This window comes from Streptomyces sp. NPDC001717, assembly GCF_042892775.1.
Taxonomy (GTDB): domain Bacteria; phylum Actinomycetota; class Actinomycetes; order Streptomycetales; family Streptomycetaceae; genus Streptomyces.
This window is the reverse complement of the sequence record NZ_JBIAUK010000002.1, coordinates 486883-505452: the sequence shown is the minus strand read 5'-3', so window position 1 is coordinate 505452 and position 18570 is coordinate 486883. Positions and strand designations below refer to the sequence as shown.

Here is an 18570-nt window from a genome sequence, read left to right as displayed (position 1 = left end):
GGCGCGGGCCCGGGCGCAGGTCGTCACGCGGGGTCCTCGGCGCGTACGGCATCGTGGTCGCCGGCGGGCTGGGTCGGGACCGCGACATCGAAGGCCGCCGCCTGGAGCAGGTAGGCGTCGCGGAAGTCCCCGGTTCCCGTCGCGTCGTCCATCAGCTCCTCGAAGGTGCCCGACTCCGCGACCCGGCCGTCCTTGAGGACGTGGATGAGGTCGGCGTGGCGTACCGAATGCAGGCGGTGCGTGATGAGCACGATCGTCTGGCCGGTGGTCGCGGCCAAGGCCCTGATCTGGTCGAAGACCCGCTGCTCGGCGACGGCGTCCAGGGCGCTGGTGGGCTCGTCCACGATCAGGATCTCCGCCTGCCGGTACTTGGCCCGCGCGATGCCGATGCGCTGCCACTGGCCACCCGAGATCTGGTGCCCGCCGCGGTAGCCGCGCGCCAGCAGCGTGCCGAGGCCTCGCGGCAGGTCAGCGAGGACCCGGTCGGCCCCGGAGAACGCGGAGGCGGCCTCGACGGCGTCGTCGTCGATGGCCTGGCCGGGCTGGCCGATGCCGACGTTCACCCGGTACGTGAACGGCCACTGGTAGAAGTCCTGCGACATCAGCGCGACCCGGGCGAAGACCTGGTCGCGGTCGGCGTTCCGGGCGTCGACGTCGTCCCACCAGATCGTCCCGCCGGCCTCGTCAGGCAGGTACAGGCCGGACAGCAGCTTGACCAGCGTGGACTTACCCGAGCCGTTCTCGCCCACCAGCGCCACGATCTTCCCGGTCGGGAAGGTCAGACTGACCTCGCGCAGGGTGGGCTCCGGCGTCGTGTCGCTGCTGCCGGGGTAGGTGAAGGTGACCTTCTCGAACCGGACCTCCCGCAGCCGCTCGGGCAGCGGCTGTCCGCCCGTGGGGATCGCCCGCCGCCGGGCTTCCCGGCACAGCCGCTCGAAGTCGGCGACGAACAGGCTCTCCTGGTGCAGCTCGGTGATCTGCAGCACGAGCGTGTCCAGGCTGGCGGCGCCGCTGCGGATGGCGAGGACGGCCGTACCGGCGACCGCGAGGTCCATGGCCCCGCCCCACAGCAGCAGCCCGAGCGCCCCGTAGGTGAGCAGGGTGGCCGTGCCGCCTGCGCCGTCTGCCACGAGGCCGACCCGCGCGGCCCGGCGGGCCAGCCGGGTCTGCTCGCGTTCGCTGGTCTCGGCCATGGTCCGGAAGTGACCCAGCAGGAACGGGCCGACGCCGTGCACGCGGACTTCCGCGGCCGCCTCCTTCTGGGTCAGCAACTGACCGAGCAGGTGCCCGGCGCGGGCGTGCTGCACGAACGCGTGGAAGGAGATGTACCGCTGGCGGGAGATCGTGAGCGAACTCCACGCGCTCGGCAGCGTCATCAGCACGAGCAGCGGCAGCAGCACCGGGTGCAGGACGGTCAGCACGCCGGCCGCGGCGATCAACGACACCGCCGCGTTCAGGGTGTTGGTGCAGTAGCGGATCATCCGTCGGGCGGAGTCCGCCCCGTACCGGGCCGCGTCCAGGAGGCGGTGGAACTCGTCGTCCTCGATCGCCGAGAGCTCCGTACGGTGCACCAGCCCCAGGTACTGCTCCGTGGCCACCCGCTGCACCTTCGGCTCCAAGGCGCCGGTGGCGGCCGTCGACGCCGAACGCAGCAGGGACCCGACGAACGCGGTGACCGCCACGAGCACGAGGGCGGGTACCGCCCGCGTGAGGCGGTCGTTGGTGCTGCCGTCCGCGAGGACGTGACCGAGCACGCTGTTCACGGCGACCAGGCCGACCGCTTGGACGATGCCGCGACCGACCTCGGAGGCCAGGACCACGCGCAGCGCGCGGGCATCGGCCAGGTGCGCGAGCCGCACGCCCATCCTCACCAGGCGTGGTAACTCCCTGGCCATCTTCCAGAGCCCGAGCTTCAGCCACGCACCTTCGTGCTGGTCCCAGCCGATGTCGTAGGCGAGCTCACCGCCGAAGAGGAGCCGCTCGGACTCCGACACACCGGCGGCGGACCCGGCCGTGGTGGACTCGGGGTGTTCGATCACGGCAGGGGTTTCGACGTCGTTCGGCAGTGGATCCACGCGGTCCTCCGGATGGGTGCACGACTGGTACTGGTACGGGTACTCAGGGAACGGCTCCCGATCGGGCGGGTCACGGCCGGATCGGGGGCCGGGCGAGACGACCACCGTCGGAGCCACGGCGGTTCTCGGCTACGCAACCGAGATGCCGGTCGCCCGGTGGCGAAGTCCGGCCATCCGATGTTGCGTTCAAGGCGTGTACCGGCTCAAGTGATTTCAGTGCGCCGGTCCGGTGCCGCAGGGTCACCGGCCGGCGCGGAGCCCCGCCGGGGTGACGCCGGTGTGCAGGCGCATGGTGCGGGTGAGGTGGCTCTGGTCGGCGAAGCCGCACAGCTGGGCGATCACTGCGATCGGGGTGTCCGTGGTGAGCAGGGCGCGGCGGGCGCGTTCCAGGCGCAGTCGGACCAGGTACTGGTGCGGGGACTGGCCGGTGGAGGCGCGGAAGGCCCGGGTGAAGTGCGAGGGGCTGACCCCCGCCACGGCGGCGAGCTCGGTCAGCGAGAGCCGGCCGTCCGGATAGCCGTTCATGTGGTCGACGACCCGGTTCAGCCTCTTGGGCGTGAGTCCGCCCTCGCGCTCGGGCAGTCGCGGGCCGCGGGTCGCGGCGGTGCGGATCAGGTGGGCCGCGAGCGCCTGCAGCATCGACTGGGCGTACAGCGGATCGGCGGGTCGGGGGCCCTCGTACTCGGCGACCAGACGCTCGACCAGCATGCCCAGGAACGGGTCGGTGAGGTGGTACAGCGGGGCCAGCTCCAGAGGGCCGGGCAGGTCGCTCTCGGTGGCGAGCTTCTCCAGCCAGGCCGGTTCCAGGGCGACCAGCATCAGTTCCGCGTCCTGCTCCCAGCGCGGCCGGGACGCCCAGCCGGCCGGGTTGACCAGGGCCTGGCCGCGATGGAAGCGCTCGCGCCGGGGGCGCCCGTCGACGGTCCAGCTGAGGTCGGCCGAGCCGCCGGTGTGCACCACCACGACGTGCCGGGTCGGACCGTCCGCGCCCTCGGAGCCGCCGCCGGCCCGTTCCAGACCACGCTCGACCACACCCTCGTCCAGGTCGGTGCCGCTTCCGGAGAGCCGGACCAGATGGGGCTTGATCAACGACGCCGCCGTCGCGGACCGAGAGGGCTCCGCGGGCGTCGTGGGGGTCGGGGTGGCAGCCGATGTCGAGGGTGTCGCCATGCTGTCGATTCTGGTCCCTTCGGGTGAGGAATGCCGAACCGGCGGAGCCCTCGCCGCCAGCCCCGGCCGGGATCATGAGCGGTTCGTTCCAGGGGCCGTCGGATTGTTCAAGCCCCGGACGGCCCCCGCGACGGACAGTGATCCGGCGAGAGTCCCCCGAGCCGGGGGGATCCCCTCATCCGGCGAGGAGCCGTAGATCATGAACAACAACCACTCCCTGGCGGGCAAGGTCGTCCTGGTCGGCGCCGGTGCGAAGAACCTGGGCGGACTGATCAGCCGCAGTGCGGGCGCGGACGGCGCCAAGGTCGTCGTGCACTACCACTCCGACGGCACCGCACCGGACGCCGAGGCGACCGTCGCGGCGGTCAAGGCGGCCGGCGGCGAGGCGGTCGCCGTCCAGGGCGACCTGACGAAGACCGCCGACGTCGAGCGGGTCTTCGACGTGGCGCTGGAGACCTTCGGCGGCGTCGACGTCGCCGTGAACACCGCGGGCATGGTGCTGCGCAAGCCGATTGTGGAGACCACCGAGGCCGAGTACGACGTGATGCACGCGGTGAACGCCAAGGCCGCGTACTTCTTCATCCGCGAGGCGGGCAAGCGGCTGAACGACGGCGGCAAGGTCATCACCATCGTGACCTCCCTGCTGGCGGCCTTCACCGACGGCTACTCCACCTACGCGGGTGCCAAGGCCCCCGTCGAGCACTACACCCGTGCCGCGGCCAAGGAGTTCGCCGTCCGCGGCATCTCGGTCAACAACATCGCGCCGGGGCCGATGGACACGCCGTTCTTCTACGGCCAGGAGACCCCGGAGCGGGTCGCCTTCCACAAGTCCCAGGCGATGGGCGGCGGGCTGACGAAGATCGAGGACATCGCGCCGATCGTCACCTTCCTGGCCACCGAGGGCTGGTGGATCACGGGCCAGACCCTCTTCGCCAACGGCGGCTACACCACGCGCTGACCCTCCGGACGTCGCCCGCCGTCGCCGGTCGTACGTCGAGCGCGGCTCATGTCGTCGGTGGCGTGGTGCGCAGGCCTTCGAGGAGTGCCGCCAGGTAGCGGTGGGCGGTGGCGATCCGGTCGGCGGGGGTGCCGCTGTGGACGTCCACGGCGTGGGCGATCCCGCACATGAGCGGGACCAGATCTCCGGAGGTCAGGTCGGGGCGGACCGCTCCGCCCTCCTTGGCCCGGTCGAGGAGGGCGGCGCCGACCGACCACAGCGACTGCTTGAGTTCCGTCGTGCGCGGCAGGGCGTCCACGGCCGCGGCGGTGACCGGGGCCAGCGAGGCGTCCGTCACCTGCGCTTCCACGGTGCGGGTGAGGAGGCCTTCCAGCGCAGGCCAGGGGTCGGTGCCGGCCGCCGCCTGCTCGCCGTGGGCGACCAAGGCTTCCAAAGATGGCGTCGCGACGGTTTCCAGCAGCGCCTCGGGAGTTGCGAAGTGCCGGTAGACGGTGCCCACACCGAGTCCGGTACGCCGGGCCACGTCGTTGAGCTGCAACGGTGTGCCCTCGTCGACCAGCGTGCGGGCGACGGCGACGATCCGCTCCCAGTTGCGGGCCGCGTCCTTGCGCAGCGGGGTCGTCGTCATGGGCACATCGTAATCGGATGGCTCATCCGGGATGCCACGACCTCGGCCGATGCCGTACGTGGGCGGTCAGGGGGTCGTGAGCGGGGCATGCCGTTCGCTGAGGCGGCGTACGGCCGCGGCCACCCGAGGATCGGTCGCGATGCGGTGCGGGGTCGCCGGGCGTGCCCGGGCGTCGATGAGGATGCCGGTGCGGCCGGTCAGGGCGTCGTCGGTGGCCGCCGTGATCGAGGGCCTGGCCGCCAGGGACGCCGGGCCGGAGGTCGAGCGTCGGAACGTACGGCGCACCAGCGGCCACAGCAGCCGCAGGGCGGGGGAGACGATCCTCGGGTCGGTCATGGTGCCGTTGGTCATGTCGGTCGCGGCGCCCCCGGGGTCGGCGGCGAAGACCGATACGCCCGTGCCGTCCAGCCGCTTCGCCAGGTCGAGCGTGTAGGCGAGGTTGGCGAGCTTCGCGCGGCCGTACCAGTGGAAGCCGTAGTAGCCGCCGGGCGGCTCGACGGCGTCGAACACGCGCTTCGCGACTCCGACCGCGCCCGAGGTGACGTTCACGACCCTGCTCGGCGCGCCGGCCGTGAGCGTGGGAAGGAGCAGTTCGGTCAGCAGGTAGGGCGAGAGGTGGTTGACGACGAAGGATGCCTCGACGCCGTCCAGGTCCCGCCGATCGGGGAACATCGCCCCGACGTTGTTCACCAGTACGGTCAGCGGCGTTCCCGCCGCGGCGTGCTCGGCGGACAGCCGACCGGCCAGCGCGCGCACCTCCTGGAGCGAGGCGAGGTCGGCGGCCAGGAACCGGGCGGCATGTGCGGGGTTCGCGGCGTCGATCCGTTCGACCGCCCGCGCGCCCCTGGCGGGGTCGCGTCCGATCACGGTGACCGAGAACCCGGCCGCAGCCAGTCCCAGCGCCGTCTCCAAGCCGATGCCGGCGGTACCGGCCGTGACCACGGCTGTCTTCCTCATGGCTCCTCCACCCTCGGTCAGGCATACGGATAGGTCATCCGATTGGCAGAACGTAACACACAACCGGATGGTCTATCCGTTTCGGGGATGGTCGAGGGCCGTGGGACACCACGCCCGCGTGGTGGTGAGCCGGCTTCAGGTCGAGGTCAGAGCGGCCGCGCCGAAGGAGACGTCGAAGCGGTCGCACCAGATGGTGACGCTGCTGTACTCGGACAGCTTCACGTCCGCGGGGATCGGGTAGTTCTGGTCACCCTTGTTGCCCTTGAGCTTGCCGAGGCTGACGTACTTGCCGTCGTCGAAGACCCGCCAGCCCGCCGTACCCTCCTTGACCGGGGCGTCGGTCAACCACACCCGCAGGTCCGGCCCGTTGCTCGTGTCCAGCCCCTCCAGGCGCAGGGTGTGCGAGCCGTCCGGCAGTCGGACGATCTTCACCGTGCCCGTGGTGGTGTGCTCGTGGCTGATCAGACTTCCCTGGGCGACGGTGCGCGGGGAGGGCTGAGCCGGTGCGGCGGAGGCGGAACCCGCGCCGCCGCCCGGGTTGCCCGGAGCCGAAGCGGGCAGCGCTTCGCTGACCCTCTCGTCCTGCCACAGTTTCCACGGCTCGAACCAGTACAGCCCCAACGCCACCAGCGCAGTTGCCACGGCCACCGCCACCAACGTCAGCGGCCTGCGCCGCCCGCCCTCACGTCCCACTTCGCGCTCCTTCGTCGTCGTTCAGGACGCATTCAACGGCACCGTGAGCATGGAGCCCAGAGCGGCACTGATGACGAAGTCCTTACGGCGGGATCGGGTGGTTCGCCGGCCCGGGCGCGAGGGCGCCGGCATGGTTCCGGTGTCCGCATGTCGGTCCCGGCGGACGCGGGCGGGGGGAGCTCGTCATGATGAGCACATGATGCGCAGCGACGACACGAACAGCGATGACACGAACACCGACTCTCCGGCGATCGCCCTGCTGAAGGAGTTGGGAGCCGAGACCACCAAACACTCCGGCGGTACGCTGCTCGCCCATCTGCTGCGCGTGGAGGCGCTGCTCGCCGAGTGGGGCGCACGGCCCGCCCTGCAGACCGCGGCCCTGTGCCACGCCTTCTACGGTACGGACGGGTTGCCGTTGAGCCTCCTGGAACTCTCCGAGCGCGCCCGCCTCGCCGAGGCGATCGGCGCGGAGGCGGAAGGGCTCGTGTACTTCTACGCCAGCTGCGACCGCAAGGCCTCCTACCCCAGCCTCGCCTCCCCGGACGAGACGGCGGTGACCTTCCGGGACCGCTTCACCGGTGAGGAGTTCACCCCGTCCCTGCAGCAGCGCCGCGACTTCGCCGAGCTGACGGTGGCCAACGAACTGGACCTGGCCAAGGTGAACGAGTCCTTCCGCGAACGCAACGGGGCGGCCCTGCTCGAACTCTTCACAGGCTGGACCCCGCTTCTGTCGGAGGCGACCCTTCGCGATGTGACCGCGGTCCTCGGCTGACCCGTACCGGCTGACGGCGTACGCCTCCGAGGCGAGCCGGGAAATCCACTTGAAGCCGCGCCGGGTGCGCGTGGCAACCTTGCGCGGTGATCGTTGAGTTGTCTCCCGGCTTCCTGAGTTGGGACGAAGTGGACCCCGCCCGTCAGCCGTTCGACAGCGCGTCCGCGGCGCAGGTCGTGCGGGGACTCGGCCCGGCCGCGTGCGTGCCCATCCGCCCCGACACCTCCTTCGCGGACCCTGCGATGAGCGCTTGGAGCGGTGGCGTGGCCAAGTCCTGGGCCGACGCCATGTCGTACGCCCTCATCCGGCACTATGGCCGCTGGACCGTCGGGTGGCGCTGGGCGCACGACGAGGGGGATTTCGACGGCGGACCGGTGGGCAACTGGTGCTGCCCGCGGGACTCGATCACCACGCCGGAAGAGACACTGGCCCGTGTCGAGGCGGCCCTGTGCGAATGGCGCGCGTGGCTGGAGAACCTCGCCGGTTGGTTCGAGGCGTACCCGTTGGACCTGACCGACATCGAAGACCAACGGATCTTGTGGGAGCGCGCGGCGCGGAATCTGATCCTGCAGGTCGTCGACCGTACCGGGTGCGGCAGCGGCTGGTACGGCCACTGCCACCAGGTGCTGACGTGGTTCCTCAGCCGATGGGGAGTGGCGCCGGACGTGGCGCAGGGGCTGGTGGGCGAGGCGATCGGAGGACGTTTCCGCAGCTGGTCCGGTCCCGACGCGGTGTTGGTCGACGACATCGCGGAGCAATTGGCGCTCTCCCTGCACCCGGGCATCGGCGGCCCGGGCCCGGAGATGCCGGCACCGGATCACTTGCGGCGCTGGCTCGCCGTGCGCGAGTCGGTGCCGTGGCACGAGGTCCCGGACGGCGGCGCGGACGGACCGGTGGTGCCCGTCCGCGACGGAGCGGCGCAGGACGTGCGCGCCTTCGACCGCGCCATCGACCCCGCCCGGGCCGAAGGCCTGCTCAGCGCTCTCGAACTGCTCCGAGTCGACGCGGCACGCGGGGCGCGGCTCGACTTCGCATTGCTCGCCAGTTGGCAACAGCGACTCCTGGGCACCCCGCAGCCGCCGCGGTTCCGCGACGTGCCGGCCTTCGCCAAGGGAGGCCGAGAGCGCTACGGCATCGAACCGGACACACCGGCCCGCTTCGACGCGTGCCTGGCCGAGAGCGCATCCGACGAGGGCGGACCTCTCGGCCTGACCGCCCGCGCGGCCCGCGCCTATCTCGACATCTGCTTCTTCCACCCCTTCGACGACGGAAACGCCCGCTCCGCCTTCCTCGCCCTCGTCTTCGTCCTGGCCCGCGAGGGCATCGCACTCGACGGGATCGGCCTGCTGCGCCGCATCACCTTCCAGGCCGGCCATCCTCAGGACCCGCTGAACCTCACCCGCTACATCAACGTCCATCTCGAGGAGACCCGGCGCCGCGCCGCCGACCGAACGGGGAATCCCCGTCCGAAATGAAGATGATCGGTCGTCGATCGGACCTCTGGCCTGACGGTCATGACCGCGCCCGCATATCCTCCGAAGCCCGTGCCCGGTGACCGCATGGCGATCATCTCCCCCTCGTCCGGACTGCCCGAGCTGTTCCCCCTCCCGTACGAGCTGGGGCTCAAGCGGCTGCGTGAGGACTTCGGCCTCGAACCGGTCGAGTACCCGGCCACCCGCACCATGGGATCCACCCCCAGGGAACGCGCCGACGACATCCACGCCGCGTTCGCCGATCCCTCGGTCAGGGCGGTGATGGCCAGCATCGGCGGCGACGACCAGATCACCGTGCTTCCCCTGCTGGACCGTGAGCTGATCCGCGCCAATCCCAAGCCCTTCTTCGGAACGAGCGACAACACCAACCTGCTGGCCTTCCTGTACAACCTCGGCATCGTCGCCTACCACGGCGCCTGCCTGATGACCGAGCTCGGCCGCCCCCACGCACTCCACCCCATGACCGCCGACTCGATACGCGCGGCCTTGTTCACTTCCGGCCCGTACGAACTCCGCCCCGCCACCCGCTACCGCGACACCGACCGGGACTGGGCCGAGCCGGCCACCTTCGACAGGGAGCCGGACTCGCAGCCGGCCGGCGGCTGGATCTGGCACCGGCCCGATCGGCTCGTCGAAGGCCGTGCCTGGGGCGGCAATCTGGAGATCCTCGCGTGGCTGCTGATGGCCGACCGCGAGATCGCACGCGACCCGGCCGGCTACGAGGGCGGCGTGCTGTTCCTGGAGACGTCGGAGGAGCTGCCGAGCGGGGAGGAGGTCTTCCGGATCTTGCGCAGCATGGGCGAGCGAGGCCTGTTGGCGCGCTTCCCGGCCCTGTTGATGGGCCGCGCCAAGGCATGGTCCTTCCAGCGGCCGAACACGGCGGAGGAAAAGCTGCGCCACGCCGCCGAGCAACGCGAAGCGGTGCTGCGCGCGCTGGCGACGTACGCCCCGCACACCATGGCCGTTTTCGACGTCGACTTGGGGCACACCGATCCCCAACTGGTGGTCCCTTACGGCGGAACGGTCAGGGTCGACGGCCCCGCGCGGCGGATCACGGTGACGTACTGACGGCCATGCGCGCACGGGGCGGCCGCGCTGCGAGCCCTGGTGTGACGGGTCAGCGCATGCTGACGGTGACCGCGGGGAGGGGTAGGTCGGACAGGTTGAGCTGGAGCCCGGTCATGGTCAGGTAGGTCTGCGAGTCGGTCAGGGTGTTGGACGGCGCCTGGGTCTGCCCGCGCCTGCTCACCAGCAGGTACCAGCCTCCGCGCTTGTAGCTGCGGGAGAGGTCGGCGGTGTCGCCGCTCGGGTTCAGCACCCAGCCCTGGCGCTCCAGGTCCGCACAGATCGCCTTCATCTCGGACTCTGCGGCGGCCTTCTCCCGGACGGCCATCCAGCCCGTCCTGTTCAGGTTGGATCCGGCCGGGACCGTCGACTTGCCCTGCTCCGGGTCGAGCCCCGCCGCGCGCACGGCCGTCCCGATCACTTCGTCCACCTCGTCCCGCGTGAGGGGCGGTGACGTGGGTTCGGGCTCCGGCGCGGGCGCCGACGCGGATGCGGACGCCTTGGACTCGGGCGCGCCCAGGTGCACGCGCCCGTTGTCTCCGATCTGAACCTGGTCCGGCATGACCACGGCAGCCAGACTCACGATCAAGGTCGCGGCCAGTCCGATCCACACCCTCTTCAAAAACGCGTTCAACGTGGAAACTCCCCCCGAGTGATCATCAGAGGGGAGTCTCACACATCCCGTTCGGCACCCGGCAGCCATATTCCCTGGTGATCGCCTCCCGGACCGCCCTGTCACAGGGGCATGTGAGACTCCGGACGGTGAGGTACCGCAGCAGAGAAGCAGGGGTTGAGTGTGATGGCGACACTTACGACGAGATCAGGAAGGCCCTGTCCCTCCTGTCGCCGGCGGGGCCGGTTGCCGAGTTCCTGCTCCACGTTCAGGACGGGCAGACCTGGTTCAGATGGAGCGACGAGTCGTTCGGCGACGAGGACGACGAAAACGATCACGTCGGGAACAAGTCGGTGCCCCCGCCGAACAGCGGCGTCGACCAGAGCCTGCCGGTGATGACCTGGGAGCGGTTCTGGCAGCTCGTCGAGGTGCTCGGTGGTGAGGCCGGCATCGAGACCTGCCAAGGCTTCGAGGACGCATGTGGGCGTCTGGCCGAGACCCTCTCGCGTGAGCCTGTGGGGCAGATCATCGGCTTCGGTGAGCGACTTGCCGAAGCCCTCTACCGTCTGGACCAGGCAGATTTCGGCACGCTCCCCGTACTCGGGATGGAGTCGGCCGATGGTTCGCCGTTTCCGCAGTCGGACGACGGTTTCCTGTACTCGCGGGCTGCCGTCGTGGCCGCCGGCCGCCGGACATACGAGAGTGTCTTCGGTCATCCCGAGCGATTCGCACCGTTCACCGCACTGCAATGCGAGGAACTCCTCTACGTCCACGAGGAGGTGTTCGAGCAGGTGACCGGAACGGAATGGGACCGTCTCACCCGCTACGACTTCGAGACCTGCTCGAACGCCGACGGCTGGCCCGATCTCCACAAGTGACCACTGCCCAAGGGCTGCCCCGGCCCACGAGGACGATCGCGAACGTGCCCGCATCGGCGGGGGCCGCGCCGGTCGGCCCGGCGGCCGCGGCGAGTACGGCGCCCACCGGAGCCCCGAGCAACGAGGCGATCTGTCAGATACGTGCGAGGAAGGGCCGAGCGGACCGAGGCGGGCCGGGCGGTGTCGAGGGATGCCATGGCCGCCGACGCTACGACCCTCGATCAGGTCGAGGGCGGGCAACTCACGGCGGGGCCGCGGCGTGGGGGAGGGCCGAGGGGTCGACCGCGCCTCACGCGCTGCCCGTGAACTGCAGCACCGCGATCCCCGCCAGGACGGTGATGCTCGCGGTGATGCGCCGGTGGCCGAGGCGTTCACGGAACACGACCGCACCGATCAGGGCGCCGAAGACGATGCTGGTCTCCCGCAGGGCGGCGATGGTGGAGAGGTCGCCGCGGGACTGCGCCCATACGACGAGCCCGTACGCGAGGAGCGAGAGCAGTCCGCCGAGCAGGCCGCGGCCGCACATCGGGCGCAGCGTGGCGAGCAGGGAAGGCCCCCGGCGGGCCCAGGCGATGAGAGGGAGGACGAGTCCCTGGCAGAGGTAGAGCCAGGCGATGTAGCCGAAGACCGTTCCGGAGGCGCGGACGCCGTTGCCGTCGACGAGGGTGTACGAGGCGATCATCACGCCGGTGCCGAGCGCGGCGGCCAGCGCGGGCAGTTGGGCCCGGCCGGGGATTCCGTCCGCGAGGGCGAGACCGGCCAGGCCGCAGGAGATCACCGCGATGCCGAGGGCCTGCCCGGCGGGCAGGGCGTGGCCGAGGAAGGCGGTGGAGACCAGGGCCACCACGAGCGGAGAGGTGCCCCGGGCGGTGGGGTACATCTGTCCGAAGTCGCCGAGCTGGTAGGCGCGCAGGAGCAGGAGTTGGTACGCGACCTGAAGCGCGGCGGAGGCGGCTATGTACGGCCAGGCCGCAGGGTCGGGCAGCGGGGCGAGGCAGACGAGGACGGCCCCGCAGCCCGCGGAGGCGAGGCTGATGAGCGTGAAGCCGGCCAGTTTGTCGCGCAGCCCGTGGGTGAGTCCGTTCCACAGGGCGTGCAGCATCGCCGAGGCGAGGACGACGACGGGCACGGCGGCGGGGCCCGATAGGGACGGCAGGTGTGCGGGCACGTTCGCTCCTCACGGCAGGCTGTGGAATGAAATTCCTTGTTAGGGTAACCGTATGGAAATTCATTCCGTGGAGTATGGGTCGGTGGCATCAGGCGCCGGGCTCGCCGCGCACATCCGGGCCCATCTGCCCGACCTGCGGGAAACCGAGGCGCGGGTGGCGCAGGTCGTCCTGGACAAGGGGGCCGAGCTGGTGCACCTCAGCGTCAGCGACGTCGCCGCACTCGCCGGCACCGCGCCGTCCACGGTCGTACGGGCCTGCCAGCGGCTGGGGTTCCGCGGGTACCAGGAGCTGAAGATCGCCGCCGCCCGGCAGGCACCCGCCCAGGAGCCCTCCAAGGATCGGGACCCGGCCGCCCGCGCCCTGGCCGACACGGTCCGCGCCGCCCGGGAGGCCCTGGACGGAGTGGCGGCGACGGTGACCCCGGAGCACCTGCGAACGGCGGCCGGACTGATCGACGCGGCCTCCCGGGTGCTGGTGGTCGGCGCGGGGCTGTCCGGCGCGGTCGTGCTGGACACCGCGTACCGGCTGCGCGCGCTGGGTTTCGCGGTCGACGCGCCGGCGGACCCCCTGACCGCGCAACTGGCCGCCTCGCAGCTGACGTCCGCCGATGCCTGCCTGGCCATCAGCCACACGGGCGCCACCCGCAGCACCGTGGACGCCGCCCGGGGTGCCCGACAGGGCGGTGCCCGGGTCGTCGCCCTCACGAGCTACGCCCGCTCGCCCTTGAGCGAGGCCGGCGACTGCACGCTGGTGGCGGGAGGCCAGGACCTGGTCTTCGGACTCGAAACCGTCGCCAGCCGCCTGGCCCACCTCACCGTGATCGACGCACTCACCCTCACGCTGCTGGAACTGCGCGGGGCGCCGGCCGAAGCGGCGCTGCGCCTGTCGGCGGACGTCACGGTCGACCACTCCTACTGACGGCCCGCCCGGTAGGGCCCCGGCCGACACGGTTGCCCGCCCTCACGGCGAAGGGCCCCACCCGTCGGTACGTGACGGGTGGGGCCCTGTGCTGCTCGGACGGAGGGGGGAGCCTCCGAACGTCTCCGAGTCAGCCGGCGGCGAGGAGGGTGAGCGTGTCGATCACGCGGTTCGAGAAGCCCCACTCGTTGTCGTACCAGGCGACCACCTTGACGTGGCGGCCGTCGACGCGGGTCAGCTCCGAGTCGAAGATCGACGAGGCGGGGTTGCCCGTGATGTCGGCGGAGACGAGCGGGTCTTCGGAGTACTCCAGGACCCCCGCGAGCGATCCCGCCGCCGCGGCGCGGTACGCCTCCAGGATCTCCTCGCGCGTCACGTCGCGCGCGACGGTGGTGTTGAGCTCGACGATCGAGCCCACCGGGACCGGCACGCGGATCGAGTCGCCCGACAGCTTGCCCGAGAGGTTCGGCAGCACGAGGCCGATCGCCTTGGCGGCGCCCGTCGAGGTCGGCACGATGTTGACGGCCGCGGCGCGGGCGCGCCGGGCGTCGCGGTGCGGGCCGTCCTGCAGGTTCTGCTCCTGAGTGTAGGCGTGCACTGTGGTCATGAAGCCGTGCTCGATGCCGGCGAGGTCGTCGAGTACCGCGGCCAGCGGGGCCAGTGCGTTGGTCGTGCACGAGGCGTTCGAGACGATCGTGTGCGCGGCCGGGTCGTAGGCGTCGGTGTTGACCCCGTACGCGAGCGTGACATCGGCGCCGTCGGACGGCGCGCTGACGAGCACCTTGCGCGCGCCCGCCTTGATGTGGCCGCGGGCGGCCTCGGCCGAGGTGAAGCGGCCGGTCGCCTCCAGCACGATGTCGACGCCGAGCTCGGCCCACGGCAGCTGCTCGGGTTCGCGTTCGGCCAGCACGGTGATGCGGCGGCCGTCGACGACGAGCGCGTTACCGTCCACGGTCACCGGACGTCCGAGCCGACCCGCGGTGGTGTCGTAGGCGAGCAGCCGCGCGAGCGTGGTGGGCTCGGTGAGGTCGTTGACGGCGACGACTTCCAGGTCGCTGTCGCGTTCGAGCAGCGCGCGCAGCACGTTGCGTCCGATGCGGCCGAATCCGTTGATGGCGATGCGAGTCATGAGCGATGTCCCTTTCGTTCGCCATCAGGTTCGCTCCCGTCACCCGCCCGCGACAGCGGCGAGATCGCCACGGTTCGCAAGGATCCCGCCACAGGAGCCGTCGGCGGTCGTTTTCGCCTATTCACCCCGGGTGAAGGTGCGCCGGTAGTCGGTCGGGGTGGTCCCGAGGATGCGGTGGAAGTGCAGCCGCAGATTCGACCCGGTCCCGAGACCGACATCGGCGGCGATCTGCTCGACGCTCCGCTCCGAACGCTCCAGCAGCTCCCGGGCCACGTCGATCCGGGCACGCATGACCCACTGCATCGGCGTGTACCCGGTGTCCTCGGCGAAGCGCCGCGAGAACGTACGCGGCGAGACCCCCGCGTGCACGGCGAGCGCTTCGAGGGTGAGGGGCTCGCCGAGCCGGTGCAGGGCCCAGTCACGGGTGGCGGCGAACCGTTCGCCGAGCGGCTCGGGCACGCTGCGGGGCACGTACTGGGCCTGGCCGCCGCTGCGGTACGGGGCCGCGACCAGCCGCCGGGCCGCGTGGTTCGAAGCGGCCACGCCGAGGTCGCGCCGCAGGATGTGCAGGCACAGGTCGATGCCGGAGGCGGCGCCGGCCGACGTCAGTACGCTGCCCTCGTCGACGAACAGGACGTTCTCGTCGAGCCGGACGAGCGGATGGCGGGCGGAGAACGCCCGGGCGTAGTGCCAGTGGGTCGTGGCCCGCTTGCCGTCGAGCAGGCCGGTGGCGGCGAGCGCGAACGCGCCGGTCGAGATGGCGGCGAGCCGCGCGCCCCGTGCGTGGGCGGCGACCAGCGCGTCGAGCACGGGCTGCGGCGGGTCGTCGCGGTCGGGAGAACGGTAGCCGGGGACGAAGACGATGTCGGCCCACGCAAGGGCCTCCAGCCCGTGGGTCACGTGGTACGACAACCCGTCGCCCCCGGTCACGAGCCCGGGCGCGGCACCGCAGACCCGTACCTCGTACGGCATGCTGGCGCGGGTCGTGAACACCTGGGCGGGGATTCCGACATCGAGGGGCTTGGCGCCGTCGAGGACGAGAACGGCGACACGGCGGAGATGGGGAGGCGGCACGGGCACGAGAGTACGCGGCGCGGGAATGGCGACGGCCCTGGTGACAGGGGTCGAGCGGGGGCGCGCCCTCGCGCGGCCCCCGGCATGCGCGAGCACGCCGGGTCCCTGCCGCGTCGGCCGGAAGGCTCCTAGTACGGCCGGGCCCGAGGCGCGAAGGCCGGGGCCAGCTTGTCCTGCGAGGCGCGGGGGAAGGCGACCGTGTTCGGGTCCCCGTCGGAGACGTACCGGTCGGGGCCGGCGGCGAGCTTGTCGAGCCAGCGCGACGAACCGAACTCGGCGTCCGGGTCCTTCGGCCCCGCCGAACGGATCCGCGGGATCGCGCCGGGGGTGAAGGTCTTGGCGTACGGAGAGACCGAGGGGTTCGCGCCCACGAGGTACACCCCGTCGTAGCGGTAGCCCGTTCCCCGCGCGGCGACCGCGTCGGACTGGGGCATGGCGCCGAACGGCAGGGCGAGAGAGGTGACGCGGGTGCCGGGCGCGGCCGTCTCGATCGCACGCTGTCCCGCGGTGATGGCCTGCGCGGCGCCGGCCTCGTCCAGGGAACGCAGGTTCTGGTGCCGGTCGGTGTGGTTCCCGACCTCGTATCCGTGCGTCTTCAGCCAGGTCAGCGCCTTGGCGGAACCGGTGGCCGAGAAGCCGTCCGCGTTGACGAAGAAGGTCGCGACCGGCTTGAACGAGGGGTACTTCTTCGCCGTCTCCGTCAGGATGGCGACAGCCGTGTCCGCCGCCGGGGCTCCGTTCGGGCCGAGGCGCAGCTGGCTGTTGGTCGAGTCGTCGAACGTGAGGACCACGGGGTGCGCTCCGGCCGGGATGTCGATGCGGCCGGTCTGGAAGGCCTGGGCGGTGACCGGGACGTAGTTCTCCCGGGCCAGGCGTTCGAGCTCGGCCCGGAAGTCGGCCGGGGTCCGGTCGTAGACGCCGGCCGGTTTCGCGGTGAGCTGGTGGTACATCAGAACGGGCACGTCGCCCAGCTCGTTGGCGCCCACGTCCGCCGGGGACTTCGCGGCGCCGACCGCGGCAGCGGCCGATGGAGCCGTCCGGCGCTGCCCGGCGGTCGGTGAGGACCCCGGGGAGCAGCCCGCGGCGAGCAGGGCGGCGGCGCCGGCCAGGGCGCAGAGCGGTACGAACGGGTGGCGCATGCGGGGACCCTCCCGAGACGAAGCGGACGAGCCATACCTACCGGCGGCGAGGGTGCCCCTATCGCACGATCCCCTGGATGGCCGAGCCGCCACGCCGGGGCGGGACCCGGCCGTTCGCGTGAAATCCGCTCGGAACGGAGGATCCGTGCGCCCGGACGGCAATCAATGGAGGCACCATCCGGTCACAGCGCGAAGGACATCATGATGGCCAAGAGGTACATATCCCGCTCCTCCTCTTCCTCCGGCTTTCGCCGGCCCGCCCGCCGGCGAGGCCTCATGGCGACGACCGGAGTGCTCGCACTGGCCGTGGCCGGTGGCGGGGCCTGGATGTTCCTCGCGTCGGGGCCGGGAGTGGAAGGTCTCGCCGACGGAGCCGTCCTCGATGGCCGAAAGGCCGCGCAGATCAGCGCCTACCTCGACGCCGACACGGCCGGCCGGCGGGACAGGATGCAGGTCGCCCTCGACGGCGCGAAGGTTCCCGTCACCGCGGAGCAGGGCGCCCGGCTGCGACTGGGCCTGCCGCCCTTGACCGAGGGGCGACACACCCTGGTGGTGGCGGGCGGCACGAGCCTCCCCTTCGCCTCGTACCGCAGAGTCGTCGGCTTCACCGTGGACTCCACACCGCCCGACCTGAAGGTCGCGGACCCCGCGGTCACGAACGGCGGCGCTCCCGTGACCATCACCGGCAACGCGTCCCCCGACTCCCGGGTGACCGTCGACGGCAAGAAGGTTCCCGTCGACGGATCCGGAGCCTTCAAGACCACGGTGCCCAAGGGCACCCGAGTGGTGACGATCACCGCCGTCGACCGCGCGGGGAACACCACCACCAAGGCCGTGTCCGCCCGGGGCCGCCGCCCGATGATCCGCGCCGCGCACATCACCGCCATCGGCTGGGGCGACGACACCCTGCGGGGCAACGTCCTCTCCCTGGTGCGCAGCGGCAAGCTCAACGCCGTCGAACTCGACGTCAAGGACGAGGACGGCGAGGTCGGGCACGCCTCCCAGGTGCCGCTGGCCCGACAGATCGGCGCGGCCAAGGGCTACTACGACGCCCGCAAGGCGATCGCCGAACTCCACGCCGCCGGCGCTCAGGTCATCGGCCGCATCGTCGCCTTCCGCGACCCGAAGCTCGCCGCGGCCGCCTGGAAGGACGGGAAGCGCAACCAGCTCGTACTGACCCCCGAGGGGCAGCCCTACGACGGCGGCCACTACGGAGCCCTGTCCTTCACCAACTTCGCCGACCCGACGGTGCGCAAGTACAACCAGGACCTTGCCGTCGAAGCGGCCCGGCTGGGCTTCGACGACGTCCTCTACGACTACGTGCGCCGGCCCGACGGGCCGCTGGGACACATGCGCTTCCCGGGCATCGGGTCCGCCACGCCGGAACAGTCCATCACCTCCTTCGTCGCCGACACGCGGACCGCCCTTCGTCCGCACGCGACGTACCTGGGCGTCTCGGTGTTCGGCATCGCCGCGACCCGGCCCACCGAGATCGCCCAGGACATCGGGGCGCTGGCGAAGGTCACCGACTACATCGCGCCCATGGTCTACCCGTCCCACTGGGGACCGGGCGAATACGGCGTCGCACAGCCCGACACCGCTCCGTACGCGATCGTGCAGCGCTCGCTCGCCGATTTCGCCCGGCAGGTGAAGGGGACCCAGGCAGAAGTCGTGCCGTGGCTGCAGGACTTCTCGATGGGCAGCACCTACGGGCCGACGGAGGTGGCCGCTCAGATCAAGGCCGCGGCGGCGAACAAGATGAACTCCTTCATCCTGTGGAATGCCGGCGCCCGCTACCAGGGTGCGGCGCTCCAGCAGATCTCCGCGCACTGACACGGC

The 18570-nt window shown here is 71.4% G+C and carries 17 protein-coding genes; 7 read left to right on the top strand and 10 right to left on the bottom strand.

The features are described from left to right. Positions 1-23: 23 nt before the first annotated feature. Positions 24-1895, bottom strand: a complete 1872-nt coding sequence (locus ACFYZL_RS06785; protein WP_388676946.1) for an ABC transporter ATP-binding protein — start codon at positions 1893-1895, stop codon at positions 24-26. A gap of 420 nt (positions 1896-2315) precedes the next feature. Continuing rightward, positions 2316-3245: a helix-turn-helix transcriptional regulator gene (locus ACFYZL_RS06780; RefSeq protein ID WP_388676705.1), complete on the bottom strand. Its 930-nt coding sequence runs from the start codon at positions 3243-3245 to the stop codon at positions 2316-2318. A gap of 199 nt (positions 3246-3444) precedes the next feature. Between ACFYZL_RS06780 and ACFYZL_RS06775 the strand changes: the two genes are divergently transcribed. Further along, the gene (locus ACFYZL_RS06775; RefSeq protein WP_384746941.1) at positions 3445-4203 is read left to right on the top strand and encodes an SDR family oxidoreductase; all 759 of its coding nucleotides are present in this window, start codon (positions 3445-3447) and stop codon (positions 4201-4203) included. A gap of 46 nt (positions 4204-4249) precedes the next feature. Here the strand turns inward: ACFYZL_RS06775 and ACFYZL_RS06770 are convergent, their stop codons facing one another. The 3 genes from ACFYZL_RS06770 to ACFYZL_RS06760 form a co-directional block, all read right to left on the bottom strand. Then, positions 4250-4831 carry a TetR/AcrR family transcriptional regulator gene (locus ACFYZL_RS06770; protein ID WP_384746943.1) on the bottom strand — a complete coding sequence of 194 codons (582 nt, stop codon included), beginning with the start codon at positions 4829-4831 and terminating at the stop codon, positions 4250-4252. 66 nt (positions 4832-4897) lie between these two features. Then, on the bottom strand, positions 4898-5788 hold the full coding sequence (locus tag ACFYZL_RS06765) for an SDR family NAD(P)-dependent oxidoreductase (protein ID WP_388676701.1): 891 nt from the start codon (positions 5786-5788) through the stop codon (positions 4898-4900). Between the two features lie 135 nt (positions 5789-5923). Continuing rightward, on the bottom strand, positions 5924-6481 hold the full coding sequence (locus tag ACFYZL_RS06760; protein WP_384746947.1) for a DM13 domain-containing protein: 558 nt from the start codon (positions 6479-6481) through the stop codon (positions 5924-5926). Between the two features lie 196 nt (positions 6482-6677). Between ACFYZL_RS06760 and ACFYZL_RS06755 the strand changes: the two genes are divergently transcribed. From ACFYZL_RS06755 to ACFYZL_RS06745, 3 genes are all read left to right on the top strand, one after another. After that, the gene (locus ACFYZL_RS06755) at positions 6678-7253 is read left to right on the top strand and encodes a DUF6817 domain-containing protein (protein WP_388676698.1); all 576 of its coding nucleotides are present in this window, start codon (positions 6678-6680) and stop codon (positions 7251-7253) included. An 86-nt stretch (positions 7254-7339) separates the two neighbouring features. Then, on the top strand, positions 7340-8728 hold the full coding sequence (locus ACFYZL_RS06750) for a Fic family protein (RefSeq protein ID WP_388676695.1): 1389 nt from the start codon (positions 7340-7342) through the stop codon (positions 8726-8728). 39 nt (positions 8729-8767) lie between these two features. Next, positions 8768-9814, top strand: coding sequence for a S66 peptidase family protein (locus ACFYZL_RS06745; protein WP_388676692.1), 1047 nt, complete (start codon positions 8768-8770; stop codon positions 9812-9814). 49 nt (positions 9815-9863) lie between these two features. On the opposite strand, the gene ACFYZL_RS06740 is transcribed toward ACFYZL_RS06745, so the two are convergent. Continuing rightward, positions 9864-10394, bottom strand: coding sequence for a hypothetical protein (locus ACFYZL_RS06740; protein ID WP_388676689.1), 531 nt, complete (start codon positions 10392-10394; stop codon positions 9864-9866). Positions 10395-10573: 179 nt separating this feature from the next. Here ACFYZL_RS06740 and ACFYZL_RS06735 point away from each other — a divergent pair, with 179 nt between their 5' ends. Next, entirely contained in the window at positions 10574-11302 is a 729-nt protein-coding gene (locus tag ACFYZL_RS06735; protein ID WP_388676686.1) for a DUF4240 domain-containing protein, read from the top strand. A 289-nt stretch (positions 11303-11591) separates the two neighbouring features. Here the strand turns inward: ACFYZL_RS06735 and ACFYZL_RS06730 are convergent, their stop codons facing one another. Further along, a complete protein-coding gene (locus tag ACFYZL_RS06730; protein WP_388676943.1) occupies positions 11592-12404 on the bottom strand; it encodes an EamA family transporter in 813 nt (270 codons plus the stop codon). A 148-nt stretch (positions 12405-12552) separates the two neighbouring features. On the opposite strand from ACFYZL_RS06730, the gene ACFYZL_RS06725 reads away from it, so the two are divergent. Continuing rightward, complete coding sequence (locus ACFYZL_RS06725; RefSeq protein ID WP_388676683.1) at positions 12553-13389, top strand: MurR/RpiR family transcriptional regulator; 837 nt, start codon at positions 12553-12555, stop codon at positions 13387-13389. A gap of 130 nt (positions 13390-13519) precedes the next feature. Here the strand turns inward: ACFYZL_RS06725 and gap are convergent, their stop codons facing one another. The 3 genes from gap to ACFYZL_RS06710 form a co-directional block, all read right to left on the bottom strand. Next, on the bottom strand, positions 13520-14518 hold the full coding sequence (gap, locus tag ACFYZL_RS06720) for a type I glyceraldehyde-3-phosphate dehydrogenase (RefSeq protein ID WP_388676680.1): 999 nt from the start codon (positions 14516-14518) through the stop codon (positions 13520-13522). 117 nt (positions 14519-14635) lie between these two features. Further along, positions 14636-15592 (bottom strand): GlxA family transcriptional regulator, encoded by a 957-nt coding sequence (locus ACFYZL_RS06715; RefSeq protein WP_384746960.1) that lies wholly within the window; start codon positions 15590-15592, stop codon positions 14636-14638. Positions 15593-15720: 128 nt separating this feature from the next. After that, on the bottom strand, positions 15721-16731 hold the full coding sequence (locus ACFYZL_RS06710) for a polysaccharide deacetylase family protein (protein WP_384746962.1): 1011 nt from the start codon (positions 16729-16731) through the stop codon (positions 15721-15723). Positions 16732-17007: 276 nt separating this feature from the next. Between ACFYZL_RS06710 and ACFYZL_RS06705 the strand changes: the two genes are divergently transcribed. Further along, a complete protein-coding gene (locus ACFYZL_RS06705; RefSeq protein ID WP_384746964.1) occupies positions 17008-18564 on the top strand; it encodes a putative glycoside hydrolase in 1557 nt (518 codons plus the stop codon). Positions 18565-18570 lie beyond the last annotated feature (6 nt).

Excerpts from the sequence above, each read along its gene's own strand:
- ACFYZL_RS06785 (WP_388676946.1), bottom strand. The coding sequence starts at position 1,895 with ATGGCCAGGGAGTTACCACGCCTGGTGAGGATGGGCGTGCGGCTCGCG.
- ACFYZL_RS06780 (WP_388676705.1), bottom strand. The coding sequence starts at position 3,245 with ATGGCGACACCCTCGACATCGGCTGCCACCCCGACCCCCACGACGCCC.
- ACFYZL_RS06775 (WP_384746941.1), top strand. The coding sequence starts at position 3,445 with ATGAACAACAACCACTCCCTGGCGGGCAAGGTCGTCCTGGTCGGCGCC.
- ACFYZL_RS06770 (WP_384746943.1), bottom strand. The coding sequence starts at position 4,831 with ATGACGACGACCCCGCTGCGCAAGGACGCGGCCCGCAACTGGGAGCGG.
- ACFYZL_RS06765 (WP_388676701.1), bottom strand. The coding sequence starts at position 5,788 with ATGAGGAAGACAGCCGTGGTCACGGCCGGTACCGCCGGCATCGGCTTG.
- ACFYZL_RS06755 (WP_388676698.1), top strand. The coding sequence starts at position 6,678 with ATGATGCGCAGCGACGACACGAACAGCGATGACACGAACACCGACTCT.
- ACFYZL_RS06745 (WP_388676692.1), top strand. The coding sequence starts at position 8,768 with ATGACCGCGCCCGCATATCCTCCGAAGCCCGTGCCCGGTGACCGCATG.
- ACFYZL_RS06730 (WP_388676943.1), bottom strand. The coding sequence starts at position 12,404 with ATGCTGCACGCCCTGTGGAACGGACTCACCCACGGGCTGCGCGACAAA.
- gap (WP_388676680.1), bottom strand. The coding sequence starts at position 14,518 with ATGACTCGCATCGCCATCAACGGATTCGGCCGCATCGGACGCAACGTG.
- ACFYZL_RS06710 (WP_384746962.1), bottom strand. The coding sequence starts at position 16,731 with ATGCGCCACCCGTTCGTACCGCTCTGCGCCCTGGCCGGCGCCGCCGCC.
- ACFYZL_RS06705 (WP_384746964.1), top strand. The coding sequence starts at position 17,008 with ATGGCGACGACCGGAGTGCTCGCACTGGCCGTGGCCGGTGGCGGGGCC.